This window comes from Ruegeria sp. CF1, from assembly GCF_056537445.1.
Genome location: NZ_JBQFRN010000006.1, coordinates 25,187 through 51,128 on the forward strand (window position 1 = coordinate 25,187; position 25,942 = coordinate 51,128).

The window sequence follows — 25,942 nt, forward strand, 5'->3', positions numbered from 1 at the left end:
GATAAAGGGGCCATTGCGCCCCTTTTTCACGGGAGGAGAGAAAAATGCTGAAGGTCTATTTGTCCGGTGAGATTCACACGGATTGGCGCGAGCAGATCATTGCGGGCGCCGATGGGTTGGATGTTGAGTTCAGTAGCCCGGTCACCGATCACGGTGCTTCGGACGATTGCGGTGTCACGATCTTGGGGGCCGAGCCGAACAAGTACTGGCACGATCACAAGGGTGCCATGGTCAACGCGATCCGGACCCGCAAGGGCATATCAGACGCGGATGTTGTGGTTGTACGCTTTGGGGACAAATACAAGCAGTGGAACGCGGCATTTGACGCGGGCTATGCGGCAGCACTGGGCAAGTCGATCATTGTTCTGCACGGGGCTGATCATCAGCACGCGCTGAAAGAAGTAGATGCAGCAGCACTCGCCGTCGCTGAAGAACCCGCGCAAGTTGTTGAGATCTTGCGCTACGTTCTAACAGGCGCGCTGCCTGGGTAACCCGATGGCCCGTGGCGGCGGATTTGGATCCCGCCGCACAGGCCTTGTGTATCAATCCCGTGAGGGGATGTTCAGCCCTCTTTGCACTGCGGGTCGATCCAGGAACCTATCCAGATAGCGCGTAACGTTGCCATAGCTTTCCCAGCCTATGACATCCTTGACGCCGTAATAATCTAAACCGCGCAGCCACGGCGCGATTGCGATATCGGCGATCGAGAATTCTCCGGCGATCCAGTCTTCGCCGTCCAGTTGCCGGTCGAGAACGTTCAGCAGGCGTTTGGCCTCGGACACGTAGCGTTCGCGCGGGCGGGGGTCTTCGATTTCAGCCCCTGCGAATTTGTGGAAATACCCAAGCTGGCCAAACATTGGTCCGATACCGCCCATCTGGAACATAACCCATTGGGTGACCCGGTGCTTGTCGCCTTTGTTCTGACCCAGCAGCTTACCGCTCTTTTCAGCGAGGTACAGAAGGATTGCACCGCTTTCGAACAAAGCCAACGGAGCATCGTCGGGCCCGTTGGGATCAATGATCGCCGGGATCTTGTTGTTCGGGTTCAGCGAAAGAAACTCCGGGCTTTTGACATCTGCATCGGCCAGTGTGACACGATGTGCCTCATAAGGCAGGCCGGTTTCTTCCAGCATGATCGACGCCTTTACCCCGTTGGGTGTGGGGAAGGAATAAAGCTGAATCCGCTCGGGGAACTGTGGGGACCATTTATTCATGATCGGGAATTGGATTGTGTCCAGCATGATGGGCTCCTTTTATCGCGCCTGTCTCAGTCAATCTGGTAATTTGTGGCGCTTTTGTAAGGTCCAATTCTGTGCGTGATCGGTCAGTCGATGTTTGCTGGGGAACAGCAGGGGGGAAAACTCGGAAATCCCGCACCTAGACCTGCGCGCAAAATTAGCCCAGACTTTTCAGCGATCCCGCGCCAAAAGGCGCGGGTTTGCTGTTGGCGCAAAGGAGAAGCGTGTGGAAGATGTCGTAACACAGGTGGGCGCATTTGGTCCGCTGATCATGAGCGCGATCAAAGCGTTGATCGTTCTGGTATTGGGTTGGATCGTTGCCGGAGCCATTAGCGGTCTGGTGCGGCGGCGGATCAACGCCACGCCACATATCGACCCGACTTTGGGGAATTTCGTTGCGAGCCTCGTGAAATGGGTGCTGCTGGCGATTGTCTTTGTCGCCGTTCTGGGCATTTTCGGAATCGAGGCGACCAGCATCGTGGCCATTCTGGGTGCCGCATCCCTGGCCATCGGTTTGGCGCTGCAGGGAACACTCAGCGATCTGGCCGCGGGCGTGATGCTGGTGGTGTTCCGGCCCTATAAGCTGGGCCAATATGTCGATATTGGTGGCACAGCGGGTACTGTGAAAGACCTGAACCTGTTCACGACCGAGCTGGTGACGCCGGACAACGTGCAGATCATCGTGCCAAACGGTCAGGCTTGGGGTTCGGTGATCACCAACTATTCCGCCCATGACACCCGCCGGGTCGATCTGGTGTTTGGCATCGACTACGGCGATAGCGCGGATGAGGCTATGAACATCATCCTGGATGTGGCCAAAGCTGACGATCGTATCATGGCTGATCCTGAGCCCTGGGTGCGCGTGACAAATCTTGGGGATAGTTCGGTTGATCTGACCGCGCGCCTGTGGTGCGCAGCGGCTGACTATTGGGATGTGAAGTTTGAACTTACCAAAGCGATCAAAGAAGCGTTTGACGCCAAAGGCGTATCCATCCCGTATCCGCATTCTGTGGAGATTCACAAAGAGGCGTAAGCCTCCCGCCCGTCGATCGGGCATTGAAATGCCCTCTTCCGGTTGGGCCGGGCACCGCGCTAAGGCGCGGTGCTTTTTTGCGCGAACCTTGGTCCAGAAAAAACAGCGCCGCGCTATTGGCGCGGCGCTGGGCCCAAGTCTGTAAAGCGTCCTTTGGAAAAGGACGCTTTCAGAGGCGGGAGCGCTCTTAGTTCAACAGAGTTGTTGGATCGACAGAGGCGATGTTGAGGGCGGTGCCCACCGCTTCGTAAGTCAGCTTGCCGGCGTGGACGTTCAAACCTGCCAGCAGGTGTGCGTCGTCCTTACAGGCCTGCTTCCAGCCCTTGCTTGCCAGCGACAACATGAACGGCATGGTTGCGTTGCCCAGTGCGATGGTCGAAGTCCGGGCAACCGCACCGGGCATGTTGGCGACGCAGTAGTGCATGATGCCGTCAACTTCGTAAACCGGATCGGCGTGGGTGGTGGCTTTCGAGGTTTCAAAACAGCCGCCCTGATCGATCGCAACGTCTACCAGAGCCGCGCCGGGCTTCATGGTCGACAGCTGTTCGCGCGAGATCAGTTTGGGAGCAGCTGCGCCCGGGATCAGGACCGCACCGATGACCAGGTCGGCATCCTGGATCAGCTCGGCTGTCGCACCAGCGGTTGAATACTGGTTCTTGAAGGTTCCGCCGAACACATCGTCCAGATAGCGGAGACGCGGCAGCGAACGGTCCAGTACGGTCACATCCGCGCCCATGCCTGCGGCAATCTTCGCTGCGTGGGTGCCTACGACGCCTCCGCCGATGACGATCACTTTGGCAGGGCCTACACCCGGTACACCACCCATCAGAACGCCGCGGCCACCGTTGGCCTTTTGCAGAGTCCAGGACCCGACTTGCGGAGCCAAGCGACCGGCAACCTCAGACATCGGCGCCAGCAGCGGCAGGCCGCCATTGGAGTCAGTCACGGTCTCATAGGCAATCGCGGTGCAGCCGGATTCCAGCAGATCGTGGGTCTGGTCTGGATCGGGTGCCAGGTGCAGATAGGTGAACAGCAACTGACCTTCGCGCAGCATTTTACGCTCGACCGCCTGAGGCTCCTTGACCTTGACGATCATATCAGCCGTGGCGAACACTTCTTCTGCAGTGTCGACGATGCGGGCACCTGCCGCTACATAAGCGTCGTTATCAAAGCCCGAGCCCATCCCGGCACCGGTTTCGATAATGACTTCGTGACCGCGGGCCACAGCTTCGCCAGCAGCGTTCGGGGTCATCCCGACGCGGAATTCCTGAGGTTTGATTTCCTTGGGGCAGCCGATTTTCATGTGAGACTCCATTCATAAACAGCCTAAATTATGGGCATAAATTGGTGCAATTTTTGTGAAACCCCACTTGCTAAACACACAATCTGCGGGAAAATATTCAGCATATAGACAACTTGACGCAATGGATGTGCGCAAATGACGATTGACGCAACAGATAGGAAGATTCTGGCTGCCCTGCAGCGCAAAGGGCGGATGTCAAATTCGGAATTGTCCGAACAGGCGAATCTATCCCCTTCGGCCTGCCACCGACGCGTGCAGCGACTTGAGGCTGAGGGTTATATCAAGGACTACGTCGCCCTGTTGGATGCACGGAAGTTGAACGTTCCAACCACTGTGTTTGTCGAGATCACGTTGCAGGGTCAGGCGGAAGAAGTGCTGGAGGCGTTTGAAAAAGCCGTAGCACGGATTCCGGATGTGCTGGAATGCCATTTGATGGCGGGCACGGCGGACTACATTCTAAAGGTCGTCGCAGAAAATACCGAGGATTTTGCTCGCATTCATCGGCAATACCTGTCTCGCTTGCCTGGGGTGGCGCAGATGCAAAGCTCATTTGCTTTGCGCACGGTGTTCAAAACCACGGCCTTGCCTGTCTGAAACCAACTATTGGGGTTAGCCTTGCGTCAATTCTGCCGCTTGTATCTGTCGTGCGGTCGGGCCAAAATCCATGTTTCCGACCTTATGTACGACCTCGGCACTTTGCGCTGACACTCGGTGGTTACACTGGCCGTGTACGGTCCGAACCCGATGAACGATAAGGAGCAGACCTTGGCTTACGAAAACAACAGCACGCCGAAAAATTGGCTGGAAGCTGAACTGGAAGACACGCTGGACGAAGATTTCGAGATCGAATTCAGCGAACCCATGCTTTCGATGGAAGTGCGCAAGATTTACAAGGACCAGCATCCTGACATGCTGGATCGCAAGGTCTATTTTCGCAACCTTTTGCGGCTGCAGGCTGAACTTATCAAAGTTCAGGATTGGGTGGTCCATACAGGGGCCAAGGTCTGTATTCTATTTGAAGGGCGCGACAGCGCCGGGAAAGGGGGCGTGATCAAGCGGATCACGCAGCGCTTGAACCCTCGTGTAGCGCGTGTGGTCGCCTTGCCTGCACCCAGCCGACGCGAACAAAGCCAGTGGTATTTTCAGCGCTACGTGCCCCATTTGCCTGCGGCCGGTGAGATCGTGTTCTTCGATCGGTCCTGGTACAACCGCGCTGGTGTTGAACGCGTGATGGGATTTGCCAACGAGGATCAGGTCGAACAGTTCTTTCAGGACGTTCCCGAATTCGAACGGATGCTGGTGCGGTCGGGGATTATCCTGCTGAAATACTGGTTCTCGATTACAGACGAAGAACAGCAATTGCGATTCCTGATGCGTATTCACGATCCGATGAAGCAGTGGAAACTGTCACCGATGGATCTGGAATCCCGCATCCGGTGGGAGGCATACACCAAGGCCAAAGAGGATATGTTCTTTCGCACCAACATATCCGAGGCGCCTTGGTATATTGTTGAAGGCAACGACAAGAAACGCGAACGGCTCAATTGTATCGAGCACCTGCTGACCAAGATCCCCTATGAGGATGTGCCGCAGGAAAAGGTCAATCTGCCGGATCGGCGCTATAACCCCGAATACGAACGGCGCATTTTGCCGGATGAGCTACACGTGCCTAAGATATATTGATTTGGCAGGAAAGTGGTGCGGGAAAAGGATCCCCGCACCTGAACGGTTTGATTAACCCCAATCAAATCCGCAGTTCGTTTCGAAAACAAACACGCCGCACATGTCGTCGTTCATGTCTTCGACTGTGGCCTCAACGGTTTCGATCATGTCGTCAGCGAAGTCGGTGTCGAACACCAGATCGAAATCATCCATCTCTGGGGTCGTGTCAGCCTGCTGCACCGGAGACCATTCGAACTGGTCAAATTGGGCTTGCAGCGCATTAACAAACGCTTCTATCCCGGCAAGGAAGGCCTGAACGTCAAAGCAGTCCGCGCCCGGTGCACCATTGTCAACGACAACTTCAGGTGTTTCTGACTCGGGTTCTTCGACCTCGGTGACGTCGGTCTCCGGAGTTTCGGGTTCCTCGACCTCGACGACTTCAGTATCCGGCACATCGGGTTCCGGGTCTTCAACTTCAGTCACATCGGTATCAGGCGTTTCCGGCTCTTCAGTTTCGGTCACGTCTGTTTCCGGAGTCTCCTCAACCGGGTCCTCGGTCTCGGTAACGTCAGTTTCTGGCGTTTCGTCTGCCGGTTGCTCGGTTTCCGTCACATCGGTGTCGGGTGTTTCGTCCGATGGTTCTTCGGTTTCGGTGACGTCTTCCTCCGGGGTCTCCTCTGCCGGTTCTTCGGCATCGGGAACTTCCGCTACCGGTGTTTCGTCAACTGGTTCCTCAGTCTCGGTCACATCGGTTTCCGGCACTTCTGGTTCGGTCGGGGTGGTAACCTCTTCCTCCTCTGGCTCAACAACTTCTTCAACCGGAGGCGTCACCGGCGGGGTGGTGCCGCCGTTATCAAGATCGACATCGCCCTGAGTCGCCGCAAAGTTCTGCGTCACCATGACAGCGTCGTACCCCTGCATGTCGCCTTCTTCGATCCCGATGCCGATATATTTGAAATCGGGGTTCAGAATGTTGGCGCGGTGACCGGGGCTATTCATCAGGTTCTGGTGCAACTGGGCGACATCATCGCTGATACCGGGTGCGCCACGCTCGGATTGCCAAGCGATGTTTTCTCCGGTGCGCCAGCTCCCGGACAGGTCGAACCCTGCGGCTTGCATCCGTTGGGTCGCGGATGAACCACCCTGACCGGTGTGGCTGAACCGGTCGGTATCCAGCATCCAGCTGCTGTGGTCCTCGGAAGATTCGTTCAGGTTGCGTTCAAGTTCCAGGGGATCAAGACCGCGGGATGTGCGCTCTTGGTTGATCAGCGCGAGCATTTCGCGCTCGACCGTACTTGCTGTCGACATCAGTGCCTCCGTTTTTGGTTATGTCTGAGTGGACGGCCTCACTTACAGACGATCAAAGAACGCTGAATAGGGCGGGTACGGCGATGGGCGTTTTTCGGCGGCAGAATGCAACCGAACGGCGATTCGCTGCGCTGTAAAATGCCGACTGCGGCGATTGCATCAAAATCGGCAGGTTGCCGCGAGGGTAAAGCCGGGATTTGGCGGGATCATCCGCCCCAAAAACGACAAACCCCCGGGCAGGGCCTCGGGGGTCGTCAAATAGTGTCATCCAAAGCTGGACGAGTCGCAGGAAGCTCTTAGAGCAAACCTTCGCGCTGTGCTTTCTTACGTGCCAGTTTACGGGCACGGCGGATCGCTTCAGCTTTCTCGCGCGCTTTTTTCTCGGACGGTTTCTCGAAATGTTGCTTCAGCTTCATTTCACGGAACACGCCTTCGCGCTGCAGCTTTTTCTTCAGGGCACGAAGCGCCTGATCGACGTTATTGTCGCGAACACTAACCTGCATGTGGTTGTCACCACCTTTCTAGATAGAGTTGCAAGGATTTGCAGGAAGTGGCCGTATAGCAAAGCACGCCTAACTTGTCTAGTACTGGACCCGCAGCCTCGGAGACCCGACATGACAGCAACCTATGAAGACACCAAAGGGCAGCTTCTCGATGCGATTCTGAACCATGTGCCGTTCGACGGCTGGTCGGAAACAAGCTTTCGTGCGGCCATCAGCGATTGCGATCTGGAGCCCGCGCTGGCCCGAGCGATCTGTCCGCGTGGTGCCGTCGATCTGGCACTGTCCTTTCATGCGCGCGGGGATGCCGCGATGTTGGAGCGGTTGAAATCCGAAGACCTGAGCGGGCTGAAATTCCGTGAAAAGATCGCCGCCGCCGTCCGTTTCCGCCTGCAGGCGGTCGAAGACAAAGAAGCAGTGCGCCGAGGTATGACTTTGTTCGCGTTGCCGATCCATGCCGCGGATGGGGCCAAGGCGGTCTGGGGCACCTGTGACCAGATCTGGACAGCGCTTGGCGATACTTCGGACGACGTGAACTGGTACACCAAACGTGCCACTCTGTCGGGCGTCTATTCTTCGACACTGTTGTATTGGCTGGGTGATGACAGCCCGGATTATCAGGCGACATGGGAATTCCTGGATCGGCGGATCGAGGGCGTAATGCAGTTTGAAAAGTTCAAGGCGCAGGTGAATGGCAACCCGCTGCTGAAACCGTTTCTGGCCGTCCCCAACTGGCTTGCGGGTCAGGTGAAGGCTCCGACGAAGTTGCCCAACAACCTGCCAGGTTCGCTGTCATCGGGAAAATAGTCGCAGCGTTTCCACTTGCCGCTGGGCCTCTGCGTTTTCGCCTGCTAGGCATTGGGCAAAGGAGATATGCCCATGACCCAGACAATGCGCGCTGTCGAGATCACTGAAGCTGGTGGCCCGGACGTTCTGCAACTGACGGAACGCCCGATGCCGGAACCAGCAGAGGGTCAGGTGGTTCTGAAAGTCGCGTACGCCGGGGTAAACCGTCCTGATGCGCTGCAGCGGGCAGGGGCGTATGATCCACCTCGCGGTGCAAGCGATTTGCCGGGGCTGGAAGCCTCAGGAGAGGTCGTCGCCATCGGCTCGGGTGTCGAAGGTCTGGTCGTTGGCGATCGGGTTTGCGCCCTGTTGCCCGGCGGCGGTTATGCTGAATATGTCGCAACGCCCGCCGCCCATTGTCTGCCTGTGCCTGCGGGTATGGGTTTGAAAGAAGCTGCCTGCCTGCCCGAAACCTTCTTTACTGTTTGGTCCAATGTCTTCACCCGTGGCGGCTTGAAGCCGGGGGAGCGGTTTCTGGTCCATGGCGGTTCCAGCGGGATCGGCACGACGGCCATTCAGCTGGCCAATGCGTTTGGCGCCCGCGTCTTTGCAACCGCCGGGTCGGCTGAGAAATGTGAGGCTTGTATCAAGCTAGGTGCCGAAAAGGCGATCAACTATCGCGACGAAGATTTCGTGGCTGCGATGCGCGCCGAGGGCGGGGCGAACCTGATCCTGGACATGGTCGGTGGTGATTATATCCCGCGCAACATCAAGGCTTTGGCGGAAGACGGGCGGCTGGTTCAGATCGCTTTCCTGCAAGGTCCGGTAGTCGAACTGAACTTTGCGCTGATGATGGTGAAACGCCTCACCCTGACTGGCAGCACCTTGCGCCCACAAAGCGATTTGGCCAAGGCGCGCATCGCGCAAGACTTGCGTGAAGCCGTGTGGCCATTGCTTGAGGCCGGGAAGGTCGCACCGGTGATGGATTCAGAATTCGATCTTTCTGATGCCGCCGTTGCACATGCGCGGATGGAAGCATCGGGCCACATTGGCAAGATCGTTCTGAAGGTCTCTGGTTAAGCTGCTGCCATTTAGTCAGGCGACCGCCCGGCGATACAGGTGCCATGTGGCGTGGCCTAGAACGGGCATGACGACGATCAGCCCCAGCAACATCGGGATCGCGCCCAGTACCAACATCGCGGCCACAATAGCCCCCCAGGTCAAGATCACACCCGGGTTCTGACGCAAGACCCGGACCGACGTTACGACGGCCACGGGAACGCCCACTTTGCGATCCAGCAACAGCGGAAAGCTGACCACGCTTAGCGCCAATGCGACCAGTGCAAACAGGAAACCGGTGGCGGTGCCGATGATGATCATGCTCCAGCCTGCTCCTGTGGTGAACACTTCTGTCACGAATGCCATGGCCGAGGCCGGAGGTTCTGGCCCTAGGGTTTGCGCGTAGATGCCTTGCGCGACCATCAGCCAGATCATCAATAGCATGACCAGATAGAAGCCCAATGCCAGTATGGCTCCGAAGGAAGGTGAGCGGAACACGCCGAACGCGTCTAGCCAATGAACGTCTCCGCCCTGTTCCCTCTTGCGACTGATCTCATAAAGCCCGACGGCGGCGACCGGCCCGATCAGGGCAAAGCCCATGACAAGCGGGGCCAGCAGGGGCACCATGTCTTTGTTGAGCCCAATACCGAACATCAGCAGACCTGCGATTGGATAGATCAGAACGACAAAGATCGCATCGGCCCGGGTTTCGAGAAAATCGTTATATCCAGCTTTCAGGCATTCGCGCAGATCCTGCAGGGTCAGCGTATGCACCGTCGGCAGAGCCTGAACATCCGCGCTGCCGATCTCGGTCACGGATTCAGTGACATGATCGCTGGTTGCCCGCAGATTTCGGGCGACCCAGGTGATTGGGTTACCGATTGTCTTGTCCATGTTCATCCCCTTTTCTGGCGTGGGTGCGCCGCGGGATGCATCCGGCGTGGCAATTCGCGTGACCGGATCAGCCGGCAACGTCTGCCCAATTACAACGTCTCGTTGCATTATAGCACATATTGCGAAATTTTGCCCGATCACCCTTGCAGAGCCGGAAGGATTGCTCTGCCGCACAGGCGTGTTAGCTTTGTTTCCACAGGCAAGGGAGGCATTCATGCAGCAGACAGCACGCACAGTCGTCATACACGAATCCGGCGGCCCCGAGGTTCTTCGGATTGAGGATCGCCCGCTTGGCGATCCCGGCCCGGGTGAGGTGCGCATTCGCCATCATGCCTGCGGATTGAATTTCATCGATGTGTACCAGCGTACCGGCCTTTATCCGCTGGAGTTGCCTCATGCGTTGGGAATGGAAGCGGCCGGAGTCGTTGAGGCGGTAGGCGAAGGCGTTACGCATCTTGCCCCCGGCCAACGCGCGGCCTATGCCGCAGGCCCATCGGGAGCATATTCCGAAGCGCGCGTGATGCCTGCAGCACAGGTTTGTCCGCTGCCCGAGAGTATCTCGTTCCGCACCGCAGCGGCCATGATGCTAAAGGGCATGACGGTCGAATACTTGTTTCACCGAACAACGCCGCTGAGGCGCGGAGATACCGTGTTGTTCCACGCGGCTGCCGGAGGTGTGGGACTGATCGCCTGCCAATGGGCGAAATCCGAAGGCATCAAACTGATCGGGACAGCGGGAACGGATGAGAAATGCAGCCTGGCGCAATTCAATGGCGCGTCACATTGCATCAACTACCGGACCGAGAATTTTGTCGAGCGTGTCGCCGAGATCACCGGAGGCAAAGGGGTTGATGTGGTGATGGACTCCATTGGTGCGGACACGTTTGAGGGATCGCTAGATTGCCTGAAACCCTTGGGCATGATGATCTCATTCGGAAACGCTTCGGGGCCAGTGCCGCCTGTCGATCTGGGAATGCTTGCGCAGCGGGGATCTCTGAAGGTGACGCGGCCAACCTTGTTCACGCATATCTCGGATCACGCCACCTGTCAGGCGATGGCGCGACGCTTGTTTGGCAAAGTGGACGGGCGCGAGGTCAAGATCCATGTCGATCAGGAGTTTCCGTTGGATCAAGTTGCTGATGCGCATCGTGCTTTGGAAGCACGACAAACCACCGGCAGCACAGTCTTGGTGCCCTAGCGGCACGGGCCCGGCGCAAATAGCCGGGCCCTACTTTCTCATCAAAACCGATATGCTACACGCAGTTGAACTGTAGTTGCGTCAACATCGACGCCCGATGAGTTGAAGTCGTCGAACTCATGATACAGAATCTCGCCTCCAACGCTGATATTGGGGGCTACGATCTGCTCATAGCCTGCGCCGATGAACCAGCCATCGTCACTGCCCAGATTATCGGTATCCGCATCGGCATAACCGGCGGTGCCATAAAGCAGGCCCTGCGGGTTCACCTTGTAGCCCGCGCGCGCTTTGAGCCGCCAGACATTCTCGACCGTGGCAGCGCCGGAAAGGTCTACGTCGCTCCAGTCATAGTCGAAGCCACCTCCGACGACCCAATCGCCCAGATCGTAATCATATCCAAGGATGATACCGCCGATCGCACCATCGCCGTCGACGCCTGATACGTTTGTGTCGATGTCCGCATAACCAAACTGCGCACCGCCGTAGAATCCAGTCCAGTTGCCTGAGGATTGCGCCATGGCGGATCCCGCAGCCAATACGGCGACCGAGGTGATCAGTGCCAATCTTCCTGTCATCGTCTCATTCCTTTCGCTCGAAACCTGCTGCCAATCAAATCTAATGGCAGCGTTATGATTGAATCTACGTTCCGGCCCTTAGGCCGGATCAGTGATGTTTTGACTGTCCCGAACAACTTTATTCTGGCCGGTGCCCCGGCGTGGGCCCACTCAGGTTGGGCTCTTTTCTCACATGCTAGATAGGGTGAAACATGATGCCTTCAAACGAAGATCGGCGGCAGATACGATCTGCCGCCGATGCACAAAGGTCTTGTCAGCGAATTATTGCTGTAGTTCAGCCGGGTCTTTGTCGGCGATGTCTTCCCAGTTCGCGCTGGCTTTCTCAACAAAGCCCGGAATGTCGCCTTCCCAACGCTCCTGAATGTCTTGTGACAGGTTCAGATACAGCTTGTTGTCGACGATTTTCCAGTAGTTCGGGTCACCATCGAACTTGAAGCCCATTGCGGTGCCAAATGCGCAATAGCCGCCGTAAGCAGGCAGATAGGCCTCTGGGTTCGCCTCAAAAGCGGCTTTGTTCTCTTCCGATGCAAAACGGTACAGGGCGTCGTTGTGCAGCGTGGTGATTTTGTAATCACCCTTGGTTGCTTCGCCAACGGTGAAATAGGCAACCGGGTCATAGCCCTGCATTGCCAATCCGGTCGAGCTTGCGTTGATTTCGACGCCAGCCGCCATTGCTGAGCTTGCGATCGCAACAGACAGCGCGACTCCGCTGATGATGGATTTGAACGTGTTCATGACTTCACCTTTCGTGAATAGGCTCGCTGAAGAGCACTGTAATTTTGCCCGGGCGAACCGGATTTGATTGTCGCGACGCCTGTAATTGGCCGTCACAAAATCCCAGTTGGGGAATGGCCTGATCACGTTCAAAGCAATCAATTGTGATTGTGCAATCACAAAGACCGGTTGTTCATTCCTGCACGTCAGGCACCAGCGCCAGGACAAAATCGACCACCTTTTCCGCAGGCATTTCGCAGGGGCGAAGCAATGCGCCGCTTTTCTGTGTGAGATAAAGGTTCAGGCTGATGTAATCCGGTCCGCCCAATTGATGAGCCACCAGTTTGTGAGATTTCCCGCAGGCCATGATCTGATGCGATACCAAATATCGATGCGGCCCAACGGAACCGGTGAACGTGCCGACCGGCAGATCATGGAACGCTTTCAGAAACGCGCTGGGCGCTGTCACGATTTCCCGATTTTCGGTTCTGTCCCCGCCTTGATCCGCGCTAGGTTGGCGCTGTGCCGCCAGTAGAGCAGCAAGGTCAGAGCAATTCCAAGAACGAAGGTACTGCCATCTGTCAGCACCATGATCCAGGTGGTGGATAGGGCGGCGGCGGCCAGCGCACCAACGGATGAAATACGCCAGATCAGCGCCGCGACCAGCCATGTCAAGCAGCAGGCGACACCCACGCGCCAGTCAAGTGCCAGCCAAAGGCCCAGAAAAGTCGCAACGCCTTTGCCGCCTTTGAAGCCCAGCCAGACCGGAAAGCAATGCCCGAGGAACGCGGCCAACGCGGCGATCTGCGCGGCATCTTCACCAGCCAAAGCGCGTGCCAGCAGAACAGCAACGGCACCCTTGGCTGCATCAAACAGCAATGTCAGCGCTGCCGCTGCCTTATTGCCGGTTCGCAGGACGTTGGTTGCGCCGATATTGCCCGACCCGATTTGCCTCAGATTTCCCAGACCCATCACGCGCGCGACGATCATGCCAAAGGGTATGGAGCCTAGCAGGTATCCCAACGCGGCCCACAGGATGAGCTGAGTCATTGTGCTGTCGATCAGGGGCATCAGGCTCTCCGGTACACTTCTTGTCCAGCGACAAAGGTTGCGGTGACCTTACCCTGCATCCGCTGACCGTCAAACGGTGTGTTCTGCGATTTCGATTTCAGCGTAAATCGGTCCAGAACAAAGGGAACATCCGGGTCGAACTGCACCAGATCGGCAGGCGCGCCTAGGGCCAGGCGACCGCTCTCCAACCCCAGCCGTTTGGCCGGATTGAGGGCCATGGCGCGGAACAGGGTCGGCAAGTCCAGCTGTTCGGAATGATATAGCCGAAGCGCAGCAGGCAGCAGTGTTTCCAGCGCCACCGCGCCCGAGGCCGCCTCTTCAAACGGCAGACGCTTGCTTTCCTCATCCTGCGGCGTGTGCATGGAACTGATCGTGTCTATCAGACCGGTTCGCACTGCTTCGATCACGGCTTGCCGGTCATCTTCGGATCGCAGCGGGGGCTTGATCTTGAAGAAGGTGCGATAATCAGACACGTCCAATTCGTTCAACGTCAGATGGTGGATTGACGTGCCTGCTGTGATGTCCAGCCCGTTGCGCTTGGCGCGCTCCAGTGCAGGCAGGGCGCGGGCGGTGGTGATCTGATCGGCGTGATAGGCGGCCCCGGTCATTTCAAGCAGGGCGATGTCGCGGTCCAACCCCATACGCTCGGCTATAGGCGATACGGCAGGCAAGCCTCGCAGTGCGGCGAATTTACCGCTGGTGGCCGCGGCACCGCTGCTCAGGCCCGGCTCTTGCGGGTGGGCAATCACAAGCGCGCCACAGGATTTGGCGTAGGTCAGCGCGCGTGAGAACACCTTGGTATTGGTGATGACATGATCGCAATCGGTGAAGGCCACAGCTCCAGCATCTTGCAGGAACCCGATCTCGGTCATCTCACGCCCTTCGCGTTCTTTGGTCAGGGCGGCCATTGGCAAAACGTTGACCGGAGCGTCCGCTTGCGCGCGGCGGGTGGCGAACTCAAGCGTCTCGGGTGTGTCGACGGCAGGCAGAGTATCGGGACGGGTGACGATGGTTGTCACACCCCCTGCAGCCGCAGCCAGACCTGCGGATTTATAGCTTTCTTTGTGCCGCTCACCGGGCTCACAGACCTTGACGCCAATGTCGACAATGCCGGGGGCGAGGCACTGCCCACCGCAATCGACCACCTGCGTGTCAGCGTCTGGGGCCGTGCCTTCACCAAGCGCTGCGATCCGACCATCGGCAATCTGCAGCCAGCCGATGCTATCTTTGCCAGCTTCGGGGTCGATCAGGCGAGCGTTAGTGAAAATCAGATTGCTCATGCCATGGCCCTTTCGATTGCAGCTTTGGTGGCGGCGGGGTCCGCCTGGTATTTGATAAGGTGTTTGTCGCCGCCTTTGGTGACGATCTGGACAAAACTGCCAATGGTATTGACCGCCTGAATTTGGTTCAGCGCCACCTTACGCGGACCAGGACCGGTGAGAGTGGTGCCCGTCATTTCCCACTTGGCGACCAGTTCTTCCGAAGCCAAATACCAAGCGCGGATGGTGATGGCGGCCAACCCTGCGGGCGCGCCGGTCCAGACGTAAGGGTTGCCTATCAACCAAAGCAAGACCATCGCAGCCGCCATTGCAAACGCGGCGAGCCATGCGTTGGTGCGGATATAAGCGCCCTTGTCTGGCGTGAATGTTACAGGATCAGCCACAAGGCACCTCCGACGGCGATCAGAATCAGCAAGGCAATGACGGCTGAACCGATGCGGCTTGGTTTATTATCCACTGGCGGGCTTTGCGCGGCCGAGAACGGTTTTGCGCTTTCGGTCTCAATCGTGCCGCCGGACCAGTTGGTAGCCTCTTCGGTGAACAGGCCAATCAGATGCAGGCGGGGATCGAGGGAAAGGGTTGCAGATCGACCACCCAGCGCCGCACTGCGCAGGACCATCACCCAGCCTTCAATGGCGTCGAACTTCGCGCGATCCAACTGGTCTTCCGAGACACCACAGCCTTCGCTGAGATAGCCATAAAGCCCGAGATCTTCGAGGTCGGATACCGGAAAAATGTCGATCTGTTCTGGATCCAGCCCCTCGACACCCAACACCTGATCAACAGCCCCCGGTTCGCGCAGGAATTTCGCTTCTTCCGGGCGCATGTCCAGCGAGAACAGGCGGATCACACCGCGCTCATGGGGGGCGATGATCAGATCGTTCATGCGGCTTCTCGCACGTTGCGCGCCAGCAGGTCCATGGCGGCCATGCGGACGGCAACGCCCATCTCGACCTGTTCCTGAATGACGGATCGGTTGATGTCATCGGCCAGAGTGCCGTCGATCTCGACCCCGCGGTTCATTGGACCGGGGTGCATCACGATGGCGTCTGGCTTGGCCAGCGCCAGCTTTTCAGCGTTCAGACCGTAGCGGTGATAATATTCGCGTTCCGAGGGGATAAAGCCGCCGTCCATCCGTTCCTTCTGAAGGCGCAGCATCATCACAACGTCGACGTCTTTCAGACCCTCATTTATATCATCATAGATCTCGGCCCCGAATTCCGCGAATTGCGACGGCACCAGCGTCGGCGGGCCGATCAGACGGATGCGGTTTTCCATCTTGCCCAGCAGGATCAGGTTCGAACGCGCCACGCGCGAATGCGCCACGTCTCCGCAAATCGCGATGTTCAGCCGGTGCAGACGACTTTTGGCCCGGCGGATGGTCAGCGCGTCCAGCAGGGCTTGCGTCGGGTGTTCGTGCCGCCCGTCTCCCGCGTTCAGAACGGCGCAGTTCACTTTCTGCGCAAGCAGGTCGACCGCGCCAGAATGAGGATGCCGTACCACCAGCAGATCGGGATGCATCGCGTTCAGCGTCATAGCCGTATCGATTAGCGTCTCGCCTTTTTTGATCGAACTGGCCTGCATCGCCATGTTCATCACATCAGCCCCCAACCGCTTGCCCGCCAGTTCAAAACTGGCCTGCGTGCGGGTCGAGTTTTCAAAGAACATGTTGATTTGAGTCAGGCCCGACAGCACGTCCGAATGCTTAGTCGATTGTCGGTTCAGATCGACATAGGTTTCGGCCAGATCAAGGATAGCGGTGATATCGGATTGCGACAGATGCTCGATGCCAAGAAGGTGACGATGGGCGAAACGCATGGGCGGGCTCCTGTCTGACAATCGGACCGCTTATAGGAAGCCATGCAGGTCAAGGCAACCTAAGGTTCCGACCCTTCGGTTAGTTTCTCACATCCGCCTTCGGGCAGGCATTGTTCCCCTGGTTTGCACCACTTGCCATAGCCACAATCAATGGCCTTGATCGGAACACAGCCCTGATAAGCCGAGCATTTAAATCCGGGTCGGCATTGCGAACCGGTTTCTTCACACAGAAACCAGCCGGGGCGCGAACATCCGCCGCCCGGCAAGCAGGATGAACCGGCTCCGCAACTCCTACCATCTGCGCAGGTTGTGGGTGGAGCTGGGACCAAATCCGGTCGGCTGCGCTCGCATTCACCGCGTCCGTTGCAGAAGCTACCACCGGGGCAATCCAAGCGCGAGGTGCACTTATTCGCCCCAGCAGGGGCGCAACGGGTTCCTCCTGCCACGCAGCGCTCGAACGGGCCGCAGGTGCGCCCACCTCCACAATAGGTGTGTCCCGGCGGGATACAGCGACCATCAAAGCTGCAGCGCTGGCCTGCGGGGCAACAACCGCGCCCGCATTGCAACTGTCCGGCGCGGCATTGTGTATCCCGATCAAACAGCTGCGCACTCGCCGAACCGCCAGAGGTTGCCAGCAATAGAGCAATCAGAAGGAATCGCAGAAATGACAGCATGACCCTGCCATGGTCGGTGCGACCCTGTGCCATGGCAAGGTCTATTCGCTTTCCCTCGGTCAAAAGCTGGTTAGATTGAGGGTTATGGAATCGGGCTTGGACCATCATACCGCGCGGGCGCTGCTGGAATGGCAGATCGAGCTGGGCGCAACCGAGGCGATCGGCGACGCGCCGGTGGATCGCTATGCGTTGCCGGACAAAGCGGCCAAGGCTAAGAAACCAGCTGCGGTTGAACCTGCGAAAAAACCAGAGCCGGTCGATGCCGCAGCTGTTGCAAAACAGGCGGCGAAAACCGCTGGATCGCTCGTCGATTTGCGTGCGGCGATGGAGGCGTTTGATCTTTGCGACCTCAAACGCGGCGCGCGGCAGTTGGTGTTTGCCGATGGCACCCCCGGTGCACGGGTAATGATCATCGGCGAAGCGCCCGGCCGTGATGAGGATCGCGAAGGTAAGCCCTTTGTCGGGCGCGCTGGGCAATTGCTGGACCGGATGCTGGCCGCGATTGATCTGGATCGGCGCGAGAATGTCTACATTACCAACGTGCTGCCGTGGCGGCCCCCGCAGAATCGCGATCCCAAGCCGGAAGAGATTGGCATGATGAAGCCGTTTCTGGAACGGCATGTGGCGTTGGCCAAGCCCGAGGTGCTGGTGGTGATGGGCAATATCAGCTGTCAGGCCTTGCTGGGCAAACGCGGTATCACGCGGCTGCGCGGGAAATGGGATCAGGCGCTGAATCTGCCGGTCATCCCGATGTTCCACCCGGCCTACCTGCTGCGTCAACCGCAGATGAAACGTCAGGCCTGGGCCGATTTGCTGGATTTGCAAGCAAGGCTGAGGGGCGCGGGATGAGAGTTCTGGCGTTTTCCGATCTTCATATGGCGCGCAACCGGGCCGCTGATCTGGTGGTCGCCAGCGCCGAGGCTGATCTTGTCATCGGAGCGGGGGATTTTTGCAATGCGCGGCGGGGCCTGAAAGAAGCGATGCAGATGCTGTCGGGCATTGCAGCGCCGCTGATCCTGGTGCCGGGCAACGCTGAGAGCGCCGAGGAACTGACAGCCGCTGCGCCCGAAGGCGCGCATGTTCTGCACGGGACGGGCATGACATTGGATGGTCTGCGCCTGTTCGGGCTGGGTTACGGTGTGCCGGTGACGCCTTTCGGAGACTGGTCCTGCGATCTTACTGAAGCTGAAGCATCGGAACTGCTGGACCGGTGCGAGGCTGCGGATGTTCTGATCGCGCACTCTCCGCCAAAAGGATATGGGGATGTGACATCGCAAGATGTGTCGGTCGGCTCGACCGCAGTTCGGGACGCGGTTGAACGCATCCAGCCCGATTTTGTCTTTTGCGGTCATATCCACGACAGTTGGGGATACCGCGGCATGCTCGGGCGGTCTCAGATCGCCAATCTGGGCCCAAAACCACATTGGTTCGAGGTAACAACGTGATCGAGACAGTGACATTGATGGCCTTCGTCCCAGCCGCACTGGTGCTGAATTTCACACCCGGCGCTGACATGATGTTCTGTTTCGGGCAAGGGTTACGGTCCGGGTCACGCCCAGCGATGATGGCCAGCCTCGGTGTTTCGACGGGTCTGATGGTGCAAGTTTTGCTGGCGGGGCTTGGACTTGGGGCGTTGGTATCAGCCGTGCCTTGGCTGTTTGACGTTATCCGGTGGATGGGCGTTGCTTATCTGTTGGTTCTTGCATGGGGCGCAATCCGGAAAGGGGCAGTGTCGGACGATGCAGCAATCAAGCCTGCTCATTTCGCGTTTCGCGAGGGGTTGCTGGTGAACCTGACCAATCCCAAGGTCATTCTGTTTGTTTTGGCCTTTATCCCTCAGTTCGTGGACCCAGCAAACGGCCCGGTTCTGCTGCAATTCCTAACCTTTGGTGCAATTATCACCTTGGGCAGCATTCTAGTGAATGGGATGGTCGGTATCTTTGCGGGCGGAGTAGGGCGCATTTTGATCTCAAACCCACGCGCTTCACGTATCATTGGATGGGTCACGGGCGGGATATTCGCGGCTCTTGCCATCCGGCTTGCCATTATGGAAAGGGCTTGACGACATATGTCGCGCATTGACGAAAGCATTGAGTTCATCCCCGTCCGTATTGCGGTTCTGACCGTGTCGGATACACGCTCACTGGACGACGACCGCTCGGGCCAGACGCTTGTCGACCGGATCGAAACGGCTGGACATTCAGTGGCGGACCGCAAGATCATTCAGGACGAACGCACCCAGATTGCCGAGCAATTGCGCAGTTGGATCGCGGATCCTGAAATCGACGTCGTGATCTCGACCGGCGGCACAGGTCTGACGGGTCGCGATGTTACAGTCGAGGCGCACCGGGACGTTTATGAAAAAGAGATCGAAGCGTTTGGCACCGTTTTCACCATCGTGTCCATGGAAAAGATAGGTACTTCTGCCGTGCAGTCCCGCGCCACAGGCGGAGTTGCAGGCGGAACCTATCTGTTTGCGTTGCCGGGCAGCCCGGGTGCCTGCAAAGACGCTTGGGATGCGATTTTGGAGAAGCAGTTCGATTATCGCCACCGGCCCTGTAATTTCGTTGAAATAATGCCCAGATTGGACGAACACCTGCGACGGAAGTAGACTGGTTCTGCGTTTAATGGATCATAACCGCTTTGTGGCTTGGCATTTTTTGCGACCCGGCTACCTTTGCGGAAGGCAGCGTGTGCGACCAAAGGTGAGTGACCGATGCGATTTCTGCGGCAAAGCCTTGTTGGGGTCTTCCTGGCGTTTCTGACGCTGGGCCTGTTGATCGTTGCCGCACAGATGATCTCGGGCGCGGTTCAGGATGTGCTGACGCGGGACAATCAGGCACCTGAGGCGCGGGAACGCATATTCGCCGTTACCGTACGAACCGCCGAGCCGGAAACCGTCACTCCTTATCTGGAAGCGTTTGGCCAGATTCAAAGCCGCCGCCGGTTAGAGCTGCGCGCGGCCTTGGGTGGGCGCGTTGTATCACTGGCCGAAGATTTTGAAGATGGCGGTACTGTAACGGCGGGAGAATTGCTGGTCGAACTGGACCCAGCCGATATGCAATCTGCTCTGGACCGTGCCAAATCCGATCTTCTGGATGCCCAGTTTGAAGAGCGGGACGCCGAACGCTCGCTGCTGTTGGCGCAGGATGAGTTGAAATCAGCCGAGGCACAGGCCGAACTGCGTGACCGGGCGCTGCAGCGCCAGCAGGATCTGCAGACACGTGGTGTCGGGGCTGCTGCAAGCGTCGAAGAAGCGGAACTGGCCGCAACATCGGCTCATCAGGCAGTTCTCGCGCGCAGGATCGCTTTGGCGCAGGCCGAATCTCGTGTGGATCAGGCAACAACCTTGTTTGCGCGGGCTCGTATCGCGTTGGAAGGGGCCGAGCGTGACCTGGAGGATATGACGATCCATGCCGGGTTTGATGGGACGCTGACCGAGGTCACTTTGGTTGAAGGCCGCTTGGTCGCGGCCAACGAAAAGCTGGCCGAACTCGTCGACCCCAATGCGCTTGAGGTCGCGTTTCGGGTTTCCACCGCGCAATTCGTGCGGTTGCTGGACGCGCAGGGTGATCTGATCTCAGCCCCGGTGACTGTATCGCTTGAGGTCACGGGGACCGATCTCACTGCCACCGGCCGGATCAGTCGCGATAGTGGCGCGGCGGGTGAAGGGCAAACCGGGCGTCTGATCTATGCGCGTCTCGACGACGCGCCGGGATTCAAGCCGGGGGATTTTGTCACCGTTTCGATTGAAGAACAGCCGCTCGATAATGTGGTCCGTCTGCCATCCTCGGCTCTGGACGCCACGGGCAATGTGCTTGTTCTCGGCCCCGATGACCGGCTGGAACCGTTGGCTGTGCAATTGATCCGTCGTCAGGGCGATGAGGTGCTTTTGCGTGGTGAAGGCCTGGAAGGCCGCGAGGTTGTGATTGGCCGGACGCCTCTGCTGGGTTCGGGTGTACGTGTGCGGCCCCTACGGATTGAGGCGAATGCCGAAGCTGATCCGGGCATGGTCGAGCTTTCGGACGAAAAGCGCGCTCAGCTTGTGGCTCAGGTCGAGGCCAGTGATGCCATGTCTCAGGAAGACAAAGCCCAAGTATTGGGCCAGTTGAGCGAGGCCAAAGTGCCCGCCACCCTAATACGCCGTCTTGATGACAATCGGGCCGGGGGCTAAGCGCGATGATCCGCGACATTCCCAACGCGGCGGGCGGTATCCTCAGCTATTTCACCCGGCACCGGACTGCGGCCAATCTGTTGCTGCTGATCATGCTGGTGCTGGGGGCCGCCGCGATCCCCAACATGCGGGCACAGTTCTTTCCTGATGTGATTCTCGAACGCGTCGATGTGAACGTTCAATGGGAAGGCGCAGGCCCCGAGGATGTCGACAATGGCATCGTCCAATTGCTCGAACCGGCGCTTTTGGCGGTTGAGGGCGTTGCCAGTACCGAGTCGACCTCGCGCGAGGGAACTGCACAGGTCCGGCTGGAGTTTGAGCCGAACTGGGATATGTCCCGCGCGGTTGAAGAGGTTCGAACGGCTGTCGATAGCGTCACCAACCTGCCCGAAGACGCCGAGGAACCAACCATCAGGCGCGGCGCTTGGCGGGATCGTGTCACGGATGTTGTCATAACAGGGCCCATCGAAGCTGAACAACTGGCCAAATTCACCGATGAATTGATAAGCCGCCTGTTTGCGGTTGGTGTCACGCGGACAACGATCCGGGGACTGGCCGCGCCGCGTGTGGTGGTCGAAGTCCCCACCGCACAGTTGATCGCCAATGATATCTCGCTTTCGGATATTGCCGAGGCCATCGCGGCAGAAGTCACCGCGAACCCTGCGGGCGATGTCACAGGTGCCAATGCGCGTATTCGGACAGGCGTTGAGAAACGCACCCCGGAAGAGATCGAAGGTATCGCCCTGCGCAACTTTGCCGATGGTTCAAAGCTGGTTGTGGGCGATGTGGCGGAAATCCGGGTCGAGGGGGTCACGCGCAACCGCAGCTATTTCGTCGGCGACAATCCGGCGATGTCGATCCGCGTCGACCGGTCCAATTTGGGCGATGCCATCGGAATTCAGCGCGATGTCGAGGATGTCGTGGCCGAGATGCAGGCCAGCCTGCCCGAAGGTATCACGATTGAGCTGATCCGCACCCGCGCACAAGCGATCACCGACCGACTAGATATTCTGGTCGACAATGGGCTGGTTGGGCTTGGGCTGGTGGTTTGTCTACTCTTCCTGTTTCTGAACGCCCGCATCGCTTTCTGGGTGGCTGCCGGTATTCCGGTGGCAATGTCTGCGGCGATTGCGCTGATGTATCTGGGCGGGTTGTCGCTGAACATGGTGTCTCTGTTCGGTTTGATTATTACCTTGGGCATCGTGGTTGATGACGCCATCGTCGTGGGAGAGCACGCCGATTTCCGTGCCCGCCGTTTGGGCGAAGCGCCAATCGTCGCCGCAGAACGCGCTGCCCGCCGAATGGCGATGCCGGTGTTTGCTGCAACAGTGACCACGGTCATCGCCTTCTTTGGTCTCACCGCCATCGGTGGCCGCTTTGGAGAGCTGATCCGAGACATCCCGTTCACCGTTATCGCTGTCCTGATTGCCTCATTGATCGAATGCTTCCTGATCCTGCCGAACCATATGGCCCATGCCATCGCGCATTCGGCTAAGGAGCATTGGTATGACTGGCCCAACCGGGTTGTGAACAAGGGCTTCCGCTGGGTGCGCGACCACCTGTTCCGCCCGTTGGTCGCGTGGGTGGTCTGGGCACGGTATGTGGTTGTTGCACTGATGGTAGTGATTCTGGCCAGCCAGATTGCTCTGTTCATTCGGGGCGACGTGAATTGGCGGTTCTTCAACGCACCGGAACGCGGTTCGGTCACTGGCAATTTCATCATGGTCGAAGGGGCGACGCGCGCAGAGACGCTGGAAATGATGCGCATGGTCCAGAAAGCCACGGAAGAACTGGGTCAGGTTTACGAAGAACGCCATGGCCGCAACCCGATCGAATACGTTCTAGCCGAGGTTGGCGGTTCGGCCGGATGGGGGCTGCGCGCGGCGGATGGCAAGGATGACGATCTACTGGGCGGCATCTCGATCGAGCTGATTGATGCCGACTTGCGCCCCTATTCCAGCTTTGAATTTGTGGGCGAGCTGCAGGATTTCGTGCCGCGCCACCCGAAGGTCGAGCTGCTTAGCTTCCGTGGTTGGCGTTCAGGGCCCGGTGGCGACGCGATTGACGTGCAGTTCTACGGTGCGGATGTGAACACGTTGAAATCTGCATCCGAGGACCTCCAGGCGGAACTCGCGAAATACCCGGAAGTTTCGGCGCTCGAGGATAACCTCGCCTATGACAAGGAAGAGTTCATTCTGGACCTCACCGCGCAGGGTCAGGCGCTGGGTTTCCGCATCGAAACACTGGGCCGCGTGTTGCGAAACCGGCTGAACGGGATTGAGGCCGCGACCTTCCCGGATGGTCCGCGTAGCACCGAGATTCGGATCGAACTGCCCGATGGCGAACTGACTGCTGATTTTCTCGAACGCACATTGATGCGGACTCCGGATGGCGTTTATGTCCCGCTCGCCGATATCGTCTCGGTCGAGCGTAAATCGGGTTTTTCGACCGTCCGGCGCGAAAATGGTCTGCGGGTCATCTCGGTGAATGGTGATATTTCCGAGGACGACCCGGCGCAGGCTGCCGAAATCGCCCGCGCCATGCGCGAAGAGATATTGCCAAACATAGCCGCCGAACGGCAGGTCGAATGGCGCATGGCTGGCCTGAGTGAGCAGGAGGATGAATTCCTGTCCGAGGCCCGCACAGGCCTGATCCTGTGTCTGACCGGAATTTATCTGGTATTGGCTTGGGTCTTTGCCAGTTGGACAAGGCCCTTGGTGGTCATGGCGATCATTCCCTTTGGCCTCGTGGGCGCGATCTGGGGGCATTACCTGTGGGGCGTGCCGTTAAGCATGTTCACCGTCGTCGGCCTGTTGGGCATGACCGGGATCATCATCAACGACTCGATTGTTCTGGTGACCACAATCGACGGATACCGGAAAGAGCGCGGGTTGGTGCCGTCAATCGTCGAAGGCACGGCAGATCGATTGCGGCCTGTGATGCTGACCACGCTGACCACGGTACTCGGGCTGACGCCCTTGATGTACGAAAGCTCGCAGCAGGCGCAGTTTTTGAAACCGACCGTGATCACACTGGTCTATGGGCTGGGCTTTGGTATGGCCCTGATCCTGCTGCTAGTGCCTGCATTGCTGGCTATCCTGAACGACATCTCACGCCCGATGACATCGATGAGACGGGCCTTGCGAGCGCCGGACAGGGTGGTGCGCAATGCCGTGCGCGCAACGGGCGCAGCGTTGGCGATCTGGCTGGGTGCCTCGATGATCTGGCCCGTAGTGACAGGTGCGCCGTTGGTGCTGCTCTCGGGTCTCTACCCCGCCGCCGAAGGTCCAAGTGTGCTGCAAATGGGCTTTGGCGTTTTCGTGGCGGGTGCGACCGTAATCCTGCTGGTGGGTGTGGTGCTGTCCAGCGTGCTTTATGCACGCTTGTCGGATCGGGTCGAGGCTTGATCCATCTCTAAAGCTCGCCGCAAAAGATCGGGAACGCGGTCGCTCATTGGCAGGTCGCCGCTGGTGATCTGGTCCACCGGAAACCACTGAGCGTCCTGCGCGTCGTCTGCAGCGACAGGCGTGCCGGTTACATAGCGACACGCAACTCCGACCAGCAGGTAGTGCGCCCGGGTCTGCCCGCTATCATCGCGCAGCAAAAGGTCGAGATTGTCGAGATAGACCAAAGGCTCAGCAATCACACCGGTCTCTTCCCGCAGCTCGCGGGTGGCGGCGTCCAGAACCGTTTCACCCCATTCCACATGGCCGCCTGGAAAGCCCCACAGCCCCTGATCGGGTTGCTTGCTGCGTTGCACCAAAAGTACCTGGCCATCGTGCAGCACGACAGCCAAGGCACCGATCTTTGGGGTCTGGCTCATCCGGTCAGCCTGCGCTGCATCCTTGGATATCGACAGCGTGGTTTGCCCCCAGAACCGTGATGCGCACTTCGGACCGATCCAGCGCAAATGGCCCGCCGGAGGCGCCGATAATCTCTGAGCTTGCGATCAGGGTGTTGCCCTGACGGCGTGTATCGGGCTGCGATGCCCAGAGTGCCGGGTTTCCTGGTTCAATGACGGCGAATTCGGACCCGCCCGCTGAAGGCATGGTGATACGCGCCTCGATCCGCATTCCGTCTGCAGTGGGAGTCAATTGGCACGTCGCATCCGCCACGCCTGCTTCGCGTTCGGAAAACGGGCGCTGGGCGAGGGCTGCGGCGATGGCCGGATTGCGTGCAGCGTCGGCATCCATTGTGTGATCGAATTCCAACCGACCCGGCACGCAGACATCCTTACACACGCCCAAGTCCATCTCGCCGCGCAAACGCACGGGTTTGGCAGGGTTCTTAGGCGTGATTTCAACGGGCAGTACAAGTTGATCCTCATACCCGACCGAGCGCAGCCCGTTCTGATCAAACACATGCGGCGCGGGCCATGTGAAGGCTATGTCTGCAATATTGCGAGAGCCTTTCCAATCAAACTGTGGCGGAATGCCCGCATCGCCGGGTGCGCGCCAATAGGTCTTCCACCCGCCCTTGAGCTTTAGACGCAAGGCCCCCTGATAGGTACCTTCGGCGGTTTTGCCGCCGTCCAACACCTCAAGCTGAACCAGATTATCAACCCCCTGCGCAGTGGCGGGGGCACCAAAACAAAGGCTGACGGCCAGCACGGCTGCAGCAGATTTGCAAAGCGCTTTCATATGCAGAACATGCGC

28 protein-coding genes are annotated in these 25,942 nt (G+C 58.4%); 13 read left to right on the forward strand and 15 right to left on the reverse strand.

Annotated features, from left to right (window positions below; all coding sequences use genetic code 11):
* Positions 1–44: 44 nt before the first annotated feature.
* Positions 45–491: a YtoQ family protein gene (locus ACRZ96_RS12115; RefSeq protein ID WP_170423625.1), complete on the forward strand. Its 447-nt coding sequence runs from the start codon at positions 45–47 to the stop codon at positions 489–491.
* A 51-nt stretch (positions 492–542) separates the two neighbouring features.
* Here the strand turns inward: ACRZ96_RS12115 and ACRZ96_RS12120 are convergent, their stop codons facing one another.
* Positions 543–1,241: a glutathione S-transferase family protein gene (locus ACRZ96_RS12120; protein WP_223117509.1), complete on the reverse strand. Its 699-nt coding sequence runs from the start codon at positions 1,239–1,241 to the stop codon at positions 543–545.
* Positions 1,242–1,464: 223 nt separating this feature from the next.
* Between ACRZ96_RS12120 and ACRZ96_RS12125 the strand changes: the two genes are divergently transcribed.
* Positions 1,465–2,271: a mechanosensitive ion channel family protein gene (locus ACRZ96_RS12125; RefSeq protein WP_170423629.1), complete on the forward strand. Its 807-nt coding sequence runs from the start codon at positions 1,465–1,467 to the stop codon at positions 2,269–2,271.
* A 187-nt stretch (positions 2,272–2,458) separates the two neighbouring features.
* On the opposite strand, the gene ald is transcribed toward ACRZ96_RS12125, so the two are convergent.
* On the reverse strand, positions 2,459–3,574 hold the full coding sequence (gene ald / locus ACRZ96_RS12130; protein WP_170647155.1) for an alanine dehydrogenase: 1,116 nt from the start codon (positions 3,572–3,574) through the stop codon (positions 2,459–2,461).
* Positions 3,575–3,709: 135 nt separating this feature from the next.
* Between ald and ACRZ96_RS12135 the strand changes: the two genes are divergently transcribed.
* Both ACRZ96_RS12135 and ppk2 read left to right on the forward strand, forming a co-directional pair.
* The gene (locus ACRZ96_RS12135; protein WP_170395646.1) at positions 3,710–4,168 is read left to right on the forward strand and encodes an Lrp/AsnC family transcriptional regulator; all 459 of its coding nucleotides are present in this window, start codon (positions 3,710–3,712) and stop codon (positions 4,166–4,168) included.
* Positions 4,169–4,318: 150 nt separating this feature from the next.
* On the forward strand, positions 4,319–5,257 hold the full coding sequence (ppk2, locus tag ACRZ96_RS12140; protein WP_480772005.1) for a polyphosphate kinase 2: 939 nt from the start codon (positions 4,319–4,321) through the stop codon (positions 5,255–5,257).
* A gap of 51 nt (positions 5,258–5,308) precedes the next feature.
* On the opposite strand, the gene ACRZ96_RS12145 is transcribed toward ppk2, so the two are convergent.
* Both ACRZ96_RS12145 and rpsU read right to left on the reverse strand, forming a co-directional pair.
* Positions 5,309–6,544 carry a CAP domain-containing protein gene (locus ACRZ96_RS12145; protein ID WP_480814681.1) on the reverse strand — a complete coding sequence of 412 codons (1,236 nt, stop codon included), beginning with the start codon at positions 6,542–6,544 and terminating at the stop codon, positions 5,309–5,311.
* 296 nt (positions 6,545–6,840) lie between these two features.
* Positions 6,841–7,047, reverse strand: a complete 207-nt coding sequence (gene rpsU, locus ACRZ96_RS12150) for a 30S ribosomal protein S21 (RefSeq protein WP_005614280.1) — start codon at positions 7,045–7,047, stop codon at positions 6,841–6,843.
* 111 nt (positions 7,048–7,158) lie between these two features.
* On the opposite strand from rpsU, the gene ACRZ96_RS12155 reads away from it, so the two are divergent.
* Positions 7,159–7,851: a COQ9 family protein gene (locus ACRZ96_RS12155; protein ID WP_480814682.1), complete on the forward strand. Its 693-nt coding sequence runs from the start codon at positions 7,159–7,161 to the stop codon at positions 7,849–7,851.
* Between the two features lie 72 nt (positions 7,852–7,923).
* Positions 7,924–8,910 (forward strand): NAD(P)H-quinone oxidoreductase, encoded by a 987-nt coding sequence (locus tag ACRZ96_RS12160; protein WP_480814683.1) that lies wholly within the window; start codon positions 7,924–7,926, stop codon positions 8,908–8,910.
* Between the two features lie 15 nt (positions 8,911–8,925).
* Here ACRZ96_RS12160 and ACRZ96_RS12165 read toward each other — a convergent pair whose 3' ends face one another.
* Complete coding sequence (locus tag ACRZ96_RS12165) at positions 8,926–9,783, reverse strand: DUF2189 domain-containing protein (RefSeq protein WP_170408392.1); 858 nt, start codon at positions 9,781–9,783, stop codon at positions 8,926–8,928.
* Positions 9,784–9,997: 214 nt separating this feature from the next.
* Between ACRZ96_RS12165 and ACRZ96_RS12170 the strand changes: the two genes are divergently transcribed.
* Complete coding sequence (locus ACRZ96_RS12170; RefSeq protein ID WP_170423639.1) at positions 9,998–10,981, forward strand: quinone oxidoreductase family protein; 984 nt, start codon at positions 9,998–10,000, stop codon at positions 10,979–10,981.
* 41 nt (positions 10,982–11,022) lie between these two features.
* Here the strand turns inward: ACRZ96_RS12170 and ACRZ96_RS12175 are convergent, their stop codons facing one another.
* The 8 genes from ACRZ96_RS12175 to ACRZ96_RS12210 form a co-directional block, all read right to left on the reverse strand.
* The gene (locus tag ACRZ96_RS12175; RefSeq protein ID WP_170395659.1) at positions 11,023–11,556 is read right to left on the reverse strand and encodes a porin family protein; all 534 of its coding nucleotides are present in this window, start codon (positions 11,554–11,556) and stop codon (positions 11,023–11,025) included.
* A 261-nt stretch (positions 11,557–11,817) separates the two neighbouring features.
* A complete protein-coding gene (locus ACRZ96_RS12180) occupies positions 11,818–12,291 on the reverse strand; it encodes a YHS domain-containing (seleno)protein (RefSeq protein WP_170395661.1) in 474 nt (157 codons plus the stop codon).
* A 172-nt stretch (positions 12,292–12,463) separates the two neighbouring features.
* Positions 12,464–12,739 carry a hypothetical protein gene (locus tag ACRZ96_RS12185; RefSeq protein WP_170395663.1) on the reverse strand — a complete coding sequence of 92 codons (276 nt, stop codon included), beginning with the start codon at positions 12,737–12,739 and terminating at the stop codon, positions 12,464–12,466.
* The gene (plsY, locus tag ACRZ96_RS12190) at positions 12,736–13,341 is read right to left on the reverse strand and encodes a glycerol-3-phosphate 1-O-acyltransferase PlsY (RefSeq protein WP_170395665.1); all 606 of its coding nucleotides are present in this window, start codon (positions 13,339–13,341) and stop codon (positions 12,736–12,738) included. The genes ACRZ96_RS12185 and plsY overlap by 4 nt, the downstream gene beginning before the upstream one ends.
* The gene (gene pyrC, locus ACRZ96_RS12195; protein ID WP_480814684.1) at positions 13,341–14,621 is read right to left on the reverse strand and encodes a dihydroorotase; all 1,281 of its coding nucleotides are present in this window, start codon (positions 14,619–14,621) and stop codon (positions 13,341–13,343) included. Before pyrC ends, plsY begins: the two co-directional genes overlap by 1 nt.
* The gene (locus tag ACRZ96_RS12200) at positions 14,618–15,004 is read right to left on the reverse strand and encodes a hypothetical protein (protein ID WP_170597242.1); all 387 of its coding nucleotides are present in this window, start codon (positions 15,002–15,004) and stop codon (positions 14,618–14,620) included. Before ACRZ96_RS12200 ends, pyrC begins: the two co-directional genes overlap by 4 nt.
* The gene (locus ACRZ96_RS12205) at positions 14,989–15,507 is read right to left on the reverse strand and encodes a hypothetical protein (protein WP_170626197.1); all 519 of its coding nucleotides are present in this window, start codon (positions 15,505–15,507) and stop codon (positions 14,989–14,991) included. The genes ACRZ96_RS12200 and ACRZ96_RS12205 overlap by 16 nt, the downstream gene beginning before the upstream one ends.
* On the reverse strand, positions 15,504–16,439 hold the full coding sequence (locus ACRZ96_RS12210; protein WP_170597244.1) for an aspartate carbamoyltransferase catalytic subunit: 936 nt from the start codon (positions 16,437–16,439) through the stop codon (positions 15,504–15,506). Before ACRZ96_RS12210 ends, ACRZ96_RS12205 begins: the two co-directional genes overlap by 4 nt.
* A 758-nt stretch (positions 16,440–17,197) precedes the next feature.
* Here ACRZ96_RS12210 and ACRZ96_RS12215 point away from each other — a divergent pair.
* From ACRZ96_RS12215 to ACRZ96_RS12240, 6 genes are all read left to right on the forward strand, one after another.
* Positions 17,198–17,962, forward strand: a complete 765-nt coding sequence (locus tag ACRZ96_RS12215; protein ID WP_170514155.1) for a uracil-DNA glycosylase — start codon at positions 17,198–17,200, stop codon at positions 17,960–17,962.
* The gene (locus ACRZ96_RS12220; RefSeq protein WP_170395679.1) at positions 17,959–18,558 is read left to right on the forward strand and encodes a metallophosphoesterase family protein; all 600 of its coding nucleotides are present in this window, start codon (positions 17,959–17,961) and stop codon (positions 18,556–18,558) included. Before ACRZ96_RS12215 ends, ACRZ96_RS12220 begins: the two co-directional genes overlap by 4 nt.
* Positions 18,555–19,175, forward strand: coding sequence for a LysE family translocator (locus tag ACRZ96_RS12225; RefSeq protein WP_170395681.1), 621 nt, complete (start codon positions 18,555–18,557; stop codon positions 19,173–19,175). Before ACRZ96_RS12220 ends, ACRZ96_RS12225 begins: the two co-directional genes overlap by 4 nt.
* A gap of 6 nt (positions 19,176–19,181) precedes the next feature.
* Complete coding sequence (moaB, locus tag ACRZ96_RS12230; RefSeq protein WP_170395683.1) at positions 19,182–19,724, forward strand: molybdenum cofactor biosynthesis protein B; 543 nt, start codon at positions 19,182–19,184, stop codon at positions 19,722–19,724.
* Positions 19,725–19,829: 105 nt separating this feature from the next.
* The gene (locus ACRZ96_RS12235; protein ID WP_170395685.1) at positions 19,830–21,287 is read left to right on the forward strand and encodes an RND family efflux transporter; all 1,458 of its coding nucleotides are present in this window, start codon (positions 19,830–19,832) and stop codon (positions 21,285–21,287) included.
* Positions 21,288–21,292: 5 nt separating this feature from the next.
* Positions 21,293–24,694: an efflux RND transporter permease subunit gene (locus tag ACRZ96_RS12240; RefSeq protein WP_480814685.1), complete on the forward strand. Its 3,402-nt coding sequence runs from the start codon at positions 21,293–21,295 to the stop codon at positions 24,692–24,694.
* Here ACRZ96_RS12240 and ACRZ96_RS12245 read toward each other — a convergent pair.
* Both ACRZ96_RS12245 and ACRZ96_RS12250 read right to left on the reverse strand, forming a co-directional pair.
* Positions 24,661–25,110, reverse strand: coding sequence for an NUDIX hydrolase (locus ACRZ96_RS12245; RefSeq protein WP_170612826.1), 450 nt, complete (start codon positions 25,108–25,110; stop codon positions 24,661–24,663). The genes ACRZ96_RS12240 and ACRZ96_RS12245 overlap by 34 nt on opposite strands.
* 4 nt (positions 25,111–25,114) lie before the next feature.
* Positions 25,115–25,927, reverse strand: a complete 813-nt coding sequence (locus ACRZ96_RS12250; protein ID WP_480814686.1) for a protein-disulfide reductase DsbD domain-containing protein — start codon at positions 25,925–25,927, stop codon at positions 25,115–25,117.
* Between the last annotated feature and the right edge of the window lie 15 nt (positions 25,928–25,942).

Coding starts and splice junctions, on each gene's coding strand:
- ACRZ96_RS12115 (WP_170423625.1), top strand. CDS start 45: ATGCTGAAGGTCTATTTGTCCGGTGAGATTCACACGGATTGGCGCGAG.
- ACRZ96_RS12120 (WP_223117509.1), bottom strand. CDS start 1,241: ATGCTGGACACAATCCAATTCCCGATCATGAATAAATGGTCCCCACAG.
- ald (WP_170647155.1), bottom strand. CDS start 3,574: ATGAAAATCGGCTGCCCCAAGGAAATCAAACCTCAGGAATTCCGCGTC.
- ACRZ96_RS12135 (WP_170395646.1), top strand. CDS start 3,710: ATGACGATTGACGCAACAGATAGGAAGATTCTGGCTGCCCTGCAGCGC.
- ppk2 (WP_480772005.1), top strand. CDS start 4,319: ATGAACGATAAGGAGCAGACCTTGGCTTACGAAAACAACAGCACGCCG.
- ACRZ96_RS12145 (WP_480814681.1), bottom strand. CDS start 6,544: ATGTCGACAGCAAGTACGGTCGAGCGCGAAATGCTCGCGCTGATCAAC.
- rpsU (WP_005614280.1), bottom strand. CDS start 7,047: ATGCAGGTTAGTGTTCGCGACAATAACGTCGATCAGGCGCTTCGTGCC.
- ACRZ96_RS12155 (WP_480814682.1), top strand. CDS start 7,159: ATGACAGCAACCTATGAAGACACCAAAGGGCAGCTTCTCGATGCGATT.
- ACRZ96_RS12160 (WP_480814683.1), top strand. CDS start 7,924: ATGACCCAGACAATGCGCGCTGTCGAGATCACTGAAGCTGGTGGCCCG.
- ACRZ96_RS12165 (WP_170408392.1), bottom strand. CDS start 9,783: ATGGACAAGACAATCGGTAACCCAATCACCTGGGTCGCCCGAAATCTG.
- ACRZ96_RS12170 (WP_170423639.1), top strand. CDS start 9,998: ATGCAGCAGACAGCACGCACAGTCGTCATACACGAATCCGGCGGCCCC.
- ACRZ96_RS12175 (WP_170395659.1), bottom strand. CDS start 11,556: ATGACAGGAAGATTGGCACTGATCACCTCGGTCGCCGTATTGGCTGCG.
- ACRZ96_RS12180 (WP_170395661.1), bottom strand. CDS start 12,291: ATGAACACGTTCAAATCCATCATCAGCGGAGTCGCGCTGTCTGTTGCG.
- plsY (WP_170395665.1), bottom strand. CDS start 13,341: ATGCCCCTGATCGACAGCACAATGACTCAGCTCATCCTGTGGGCCGCG.
- pyrC (WP_480814684.1), bottom strand. CDS start 14,621: ATGAGCAATCTGATTTTCACTAACGCTCGCCTGATCGACCCCGAAGCT.
- ACRZ96_RS12205 (WP_170626197.1), bottom strand. CDS start 15,507: ATGAACGATCTGATCATCGCCCCCCATGAGCGCGGTGTGATCCGCCTG.
- ACRZ96_RS12210 (WP_170597244.1), bottom strand. CDS start 16,439: ATGCGTTTCGCCCATCGTCACCTTCTTGGCATCGAGCATCTGTCGCAA.
- ACRZ96_RS12215 (WP_170514155.1), top strand. CDS start 17,198: ATGGAATCGGGCTTGGACCATCATACCGCGCGGGCGCTGCTGGAATGG.
- ACRZ96_RS12220 (WP_170395679.1), top strand. CDS start 17,959: ATGAGAGTTCTGGCGTTTTCCGATCTTCATATGGCGCGCAACCGGGCC.
- moaB (WP_170395683.1), top strand. CDS start 19,182: ATGTCGCGCATTGACGAAAGCATTGAGTTCATCCCCGTCCGTATTGCG.
- ACRZ96_RS12235 (WP_170395685.1), top strand. CDS start 19,830: ATGCGATTTCTGCGGCAAAGCCTTGTTGGGGTCTTCCTGGCGTTTCTG.
- ACRZ96_RS12240 (WP_480814685.1), top strand. CDS start 21,293: ATGATCCGCGACATTCCCAACGCGGCGGGCGGTATCCTCAGCTATTTC.
- ACRZ96_RS12245 (WP_170612826.1), bottom strand. CDS start 25,110: ATGAGCCAGACCCCAAAGATCGGTGCCTTGGCTGTCGTGCTGCACGAT.
- ACRZ96_RS12250 (WP_480814686.1), bottom strand. CDS start 25,927: ATGAAAGCGCTTTGCAAATCTGCTGCAGCCGTGCTGGCCGTCAGCCTT.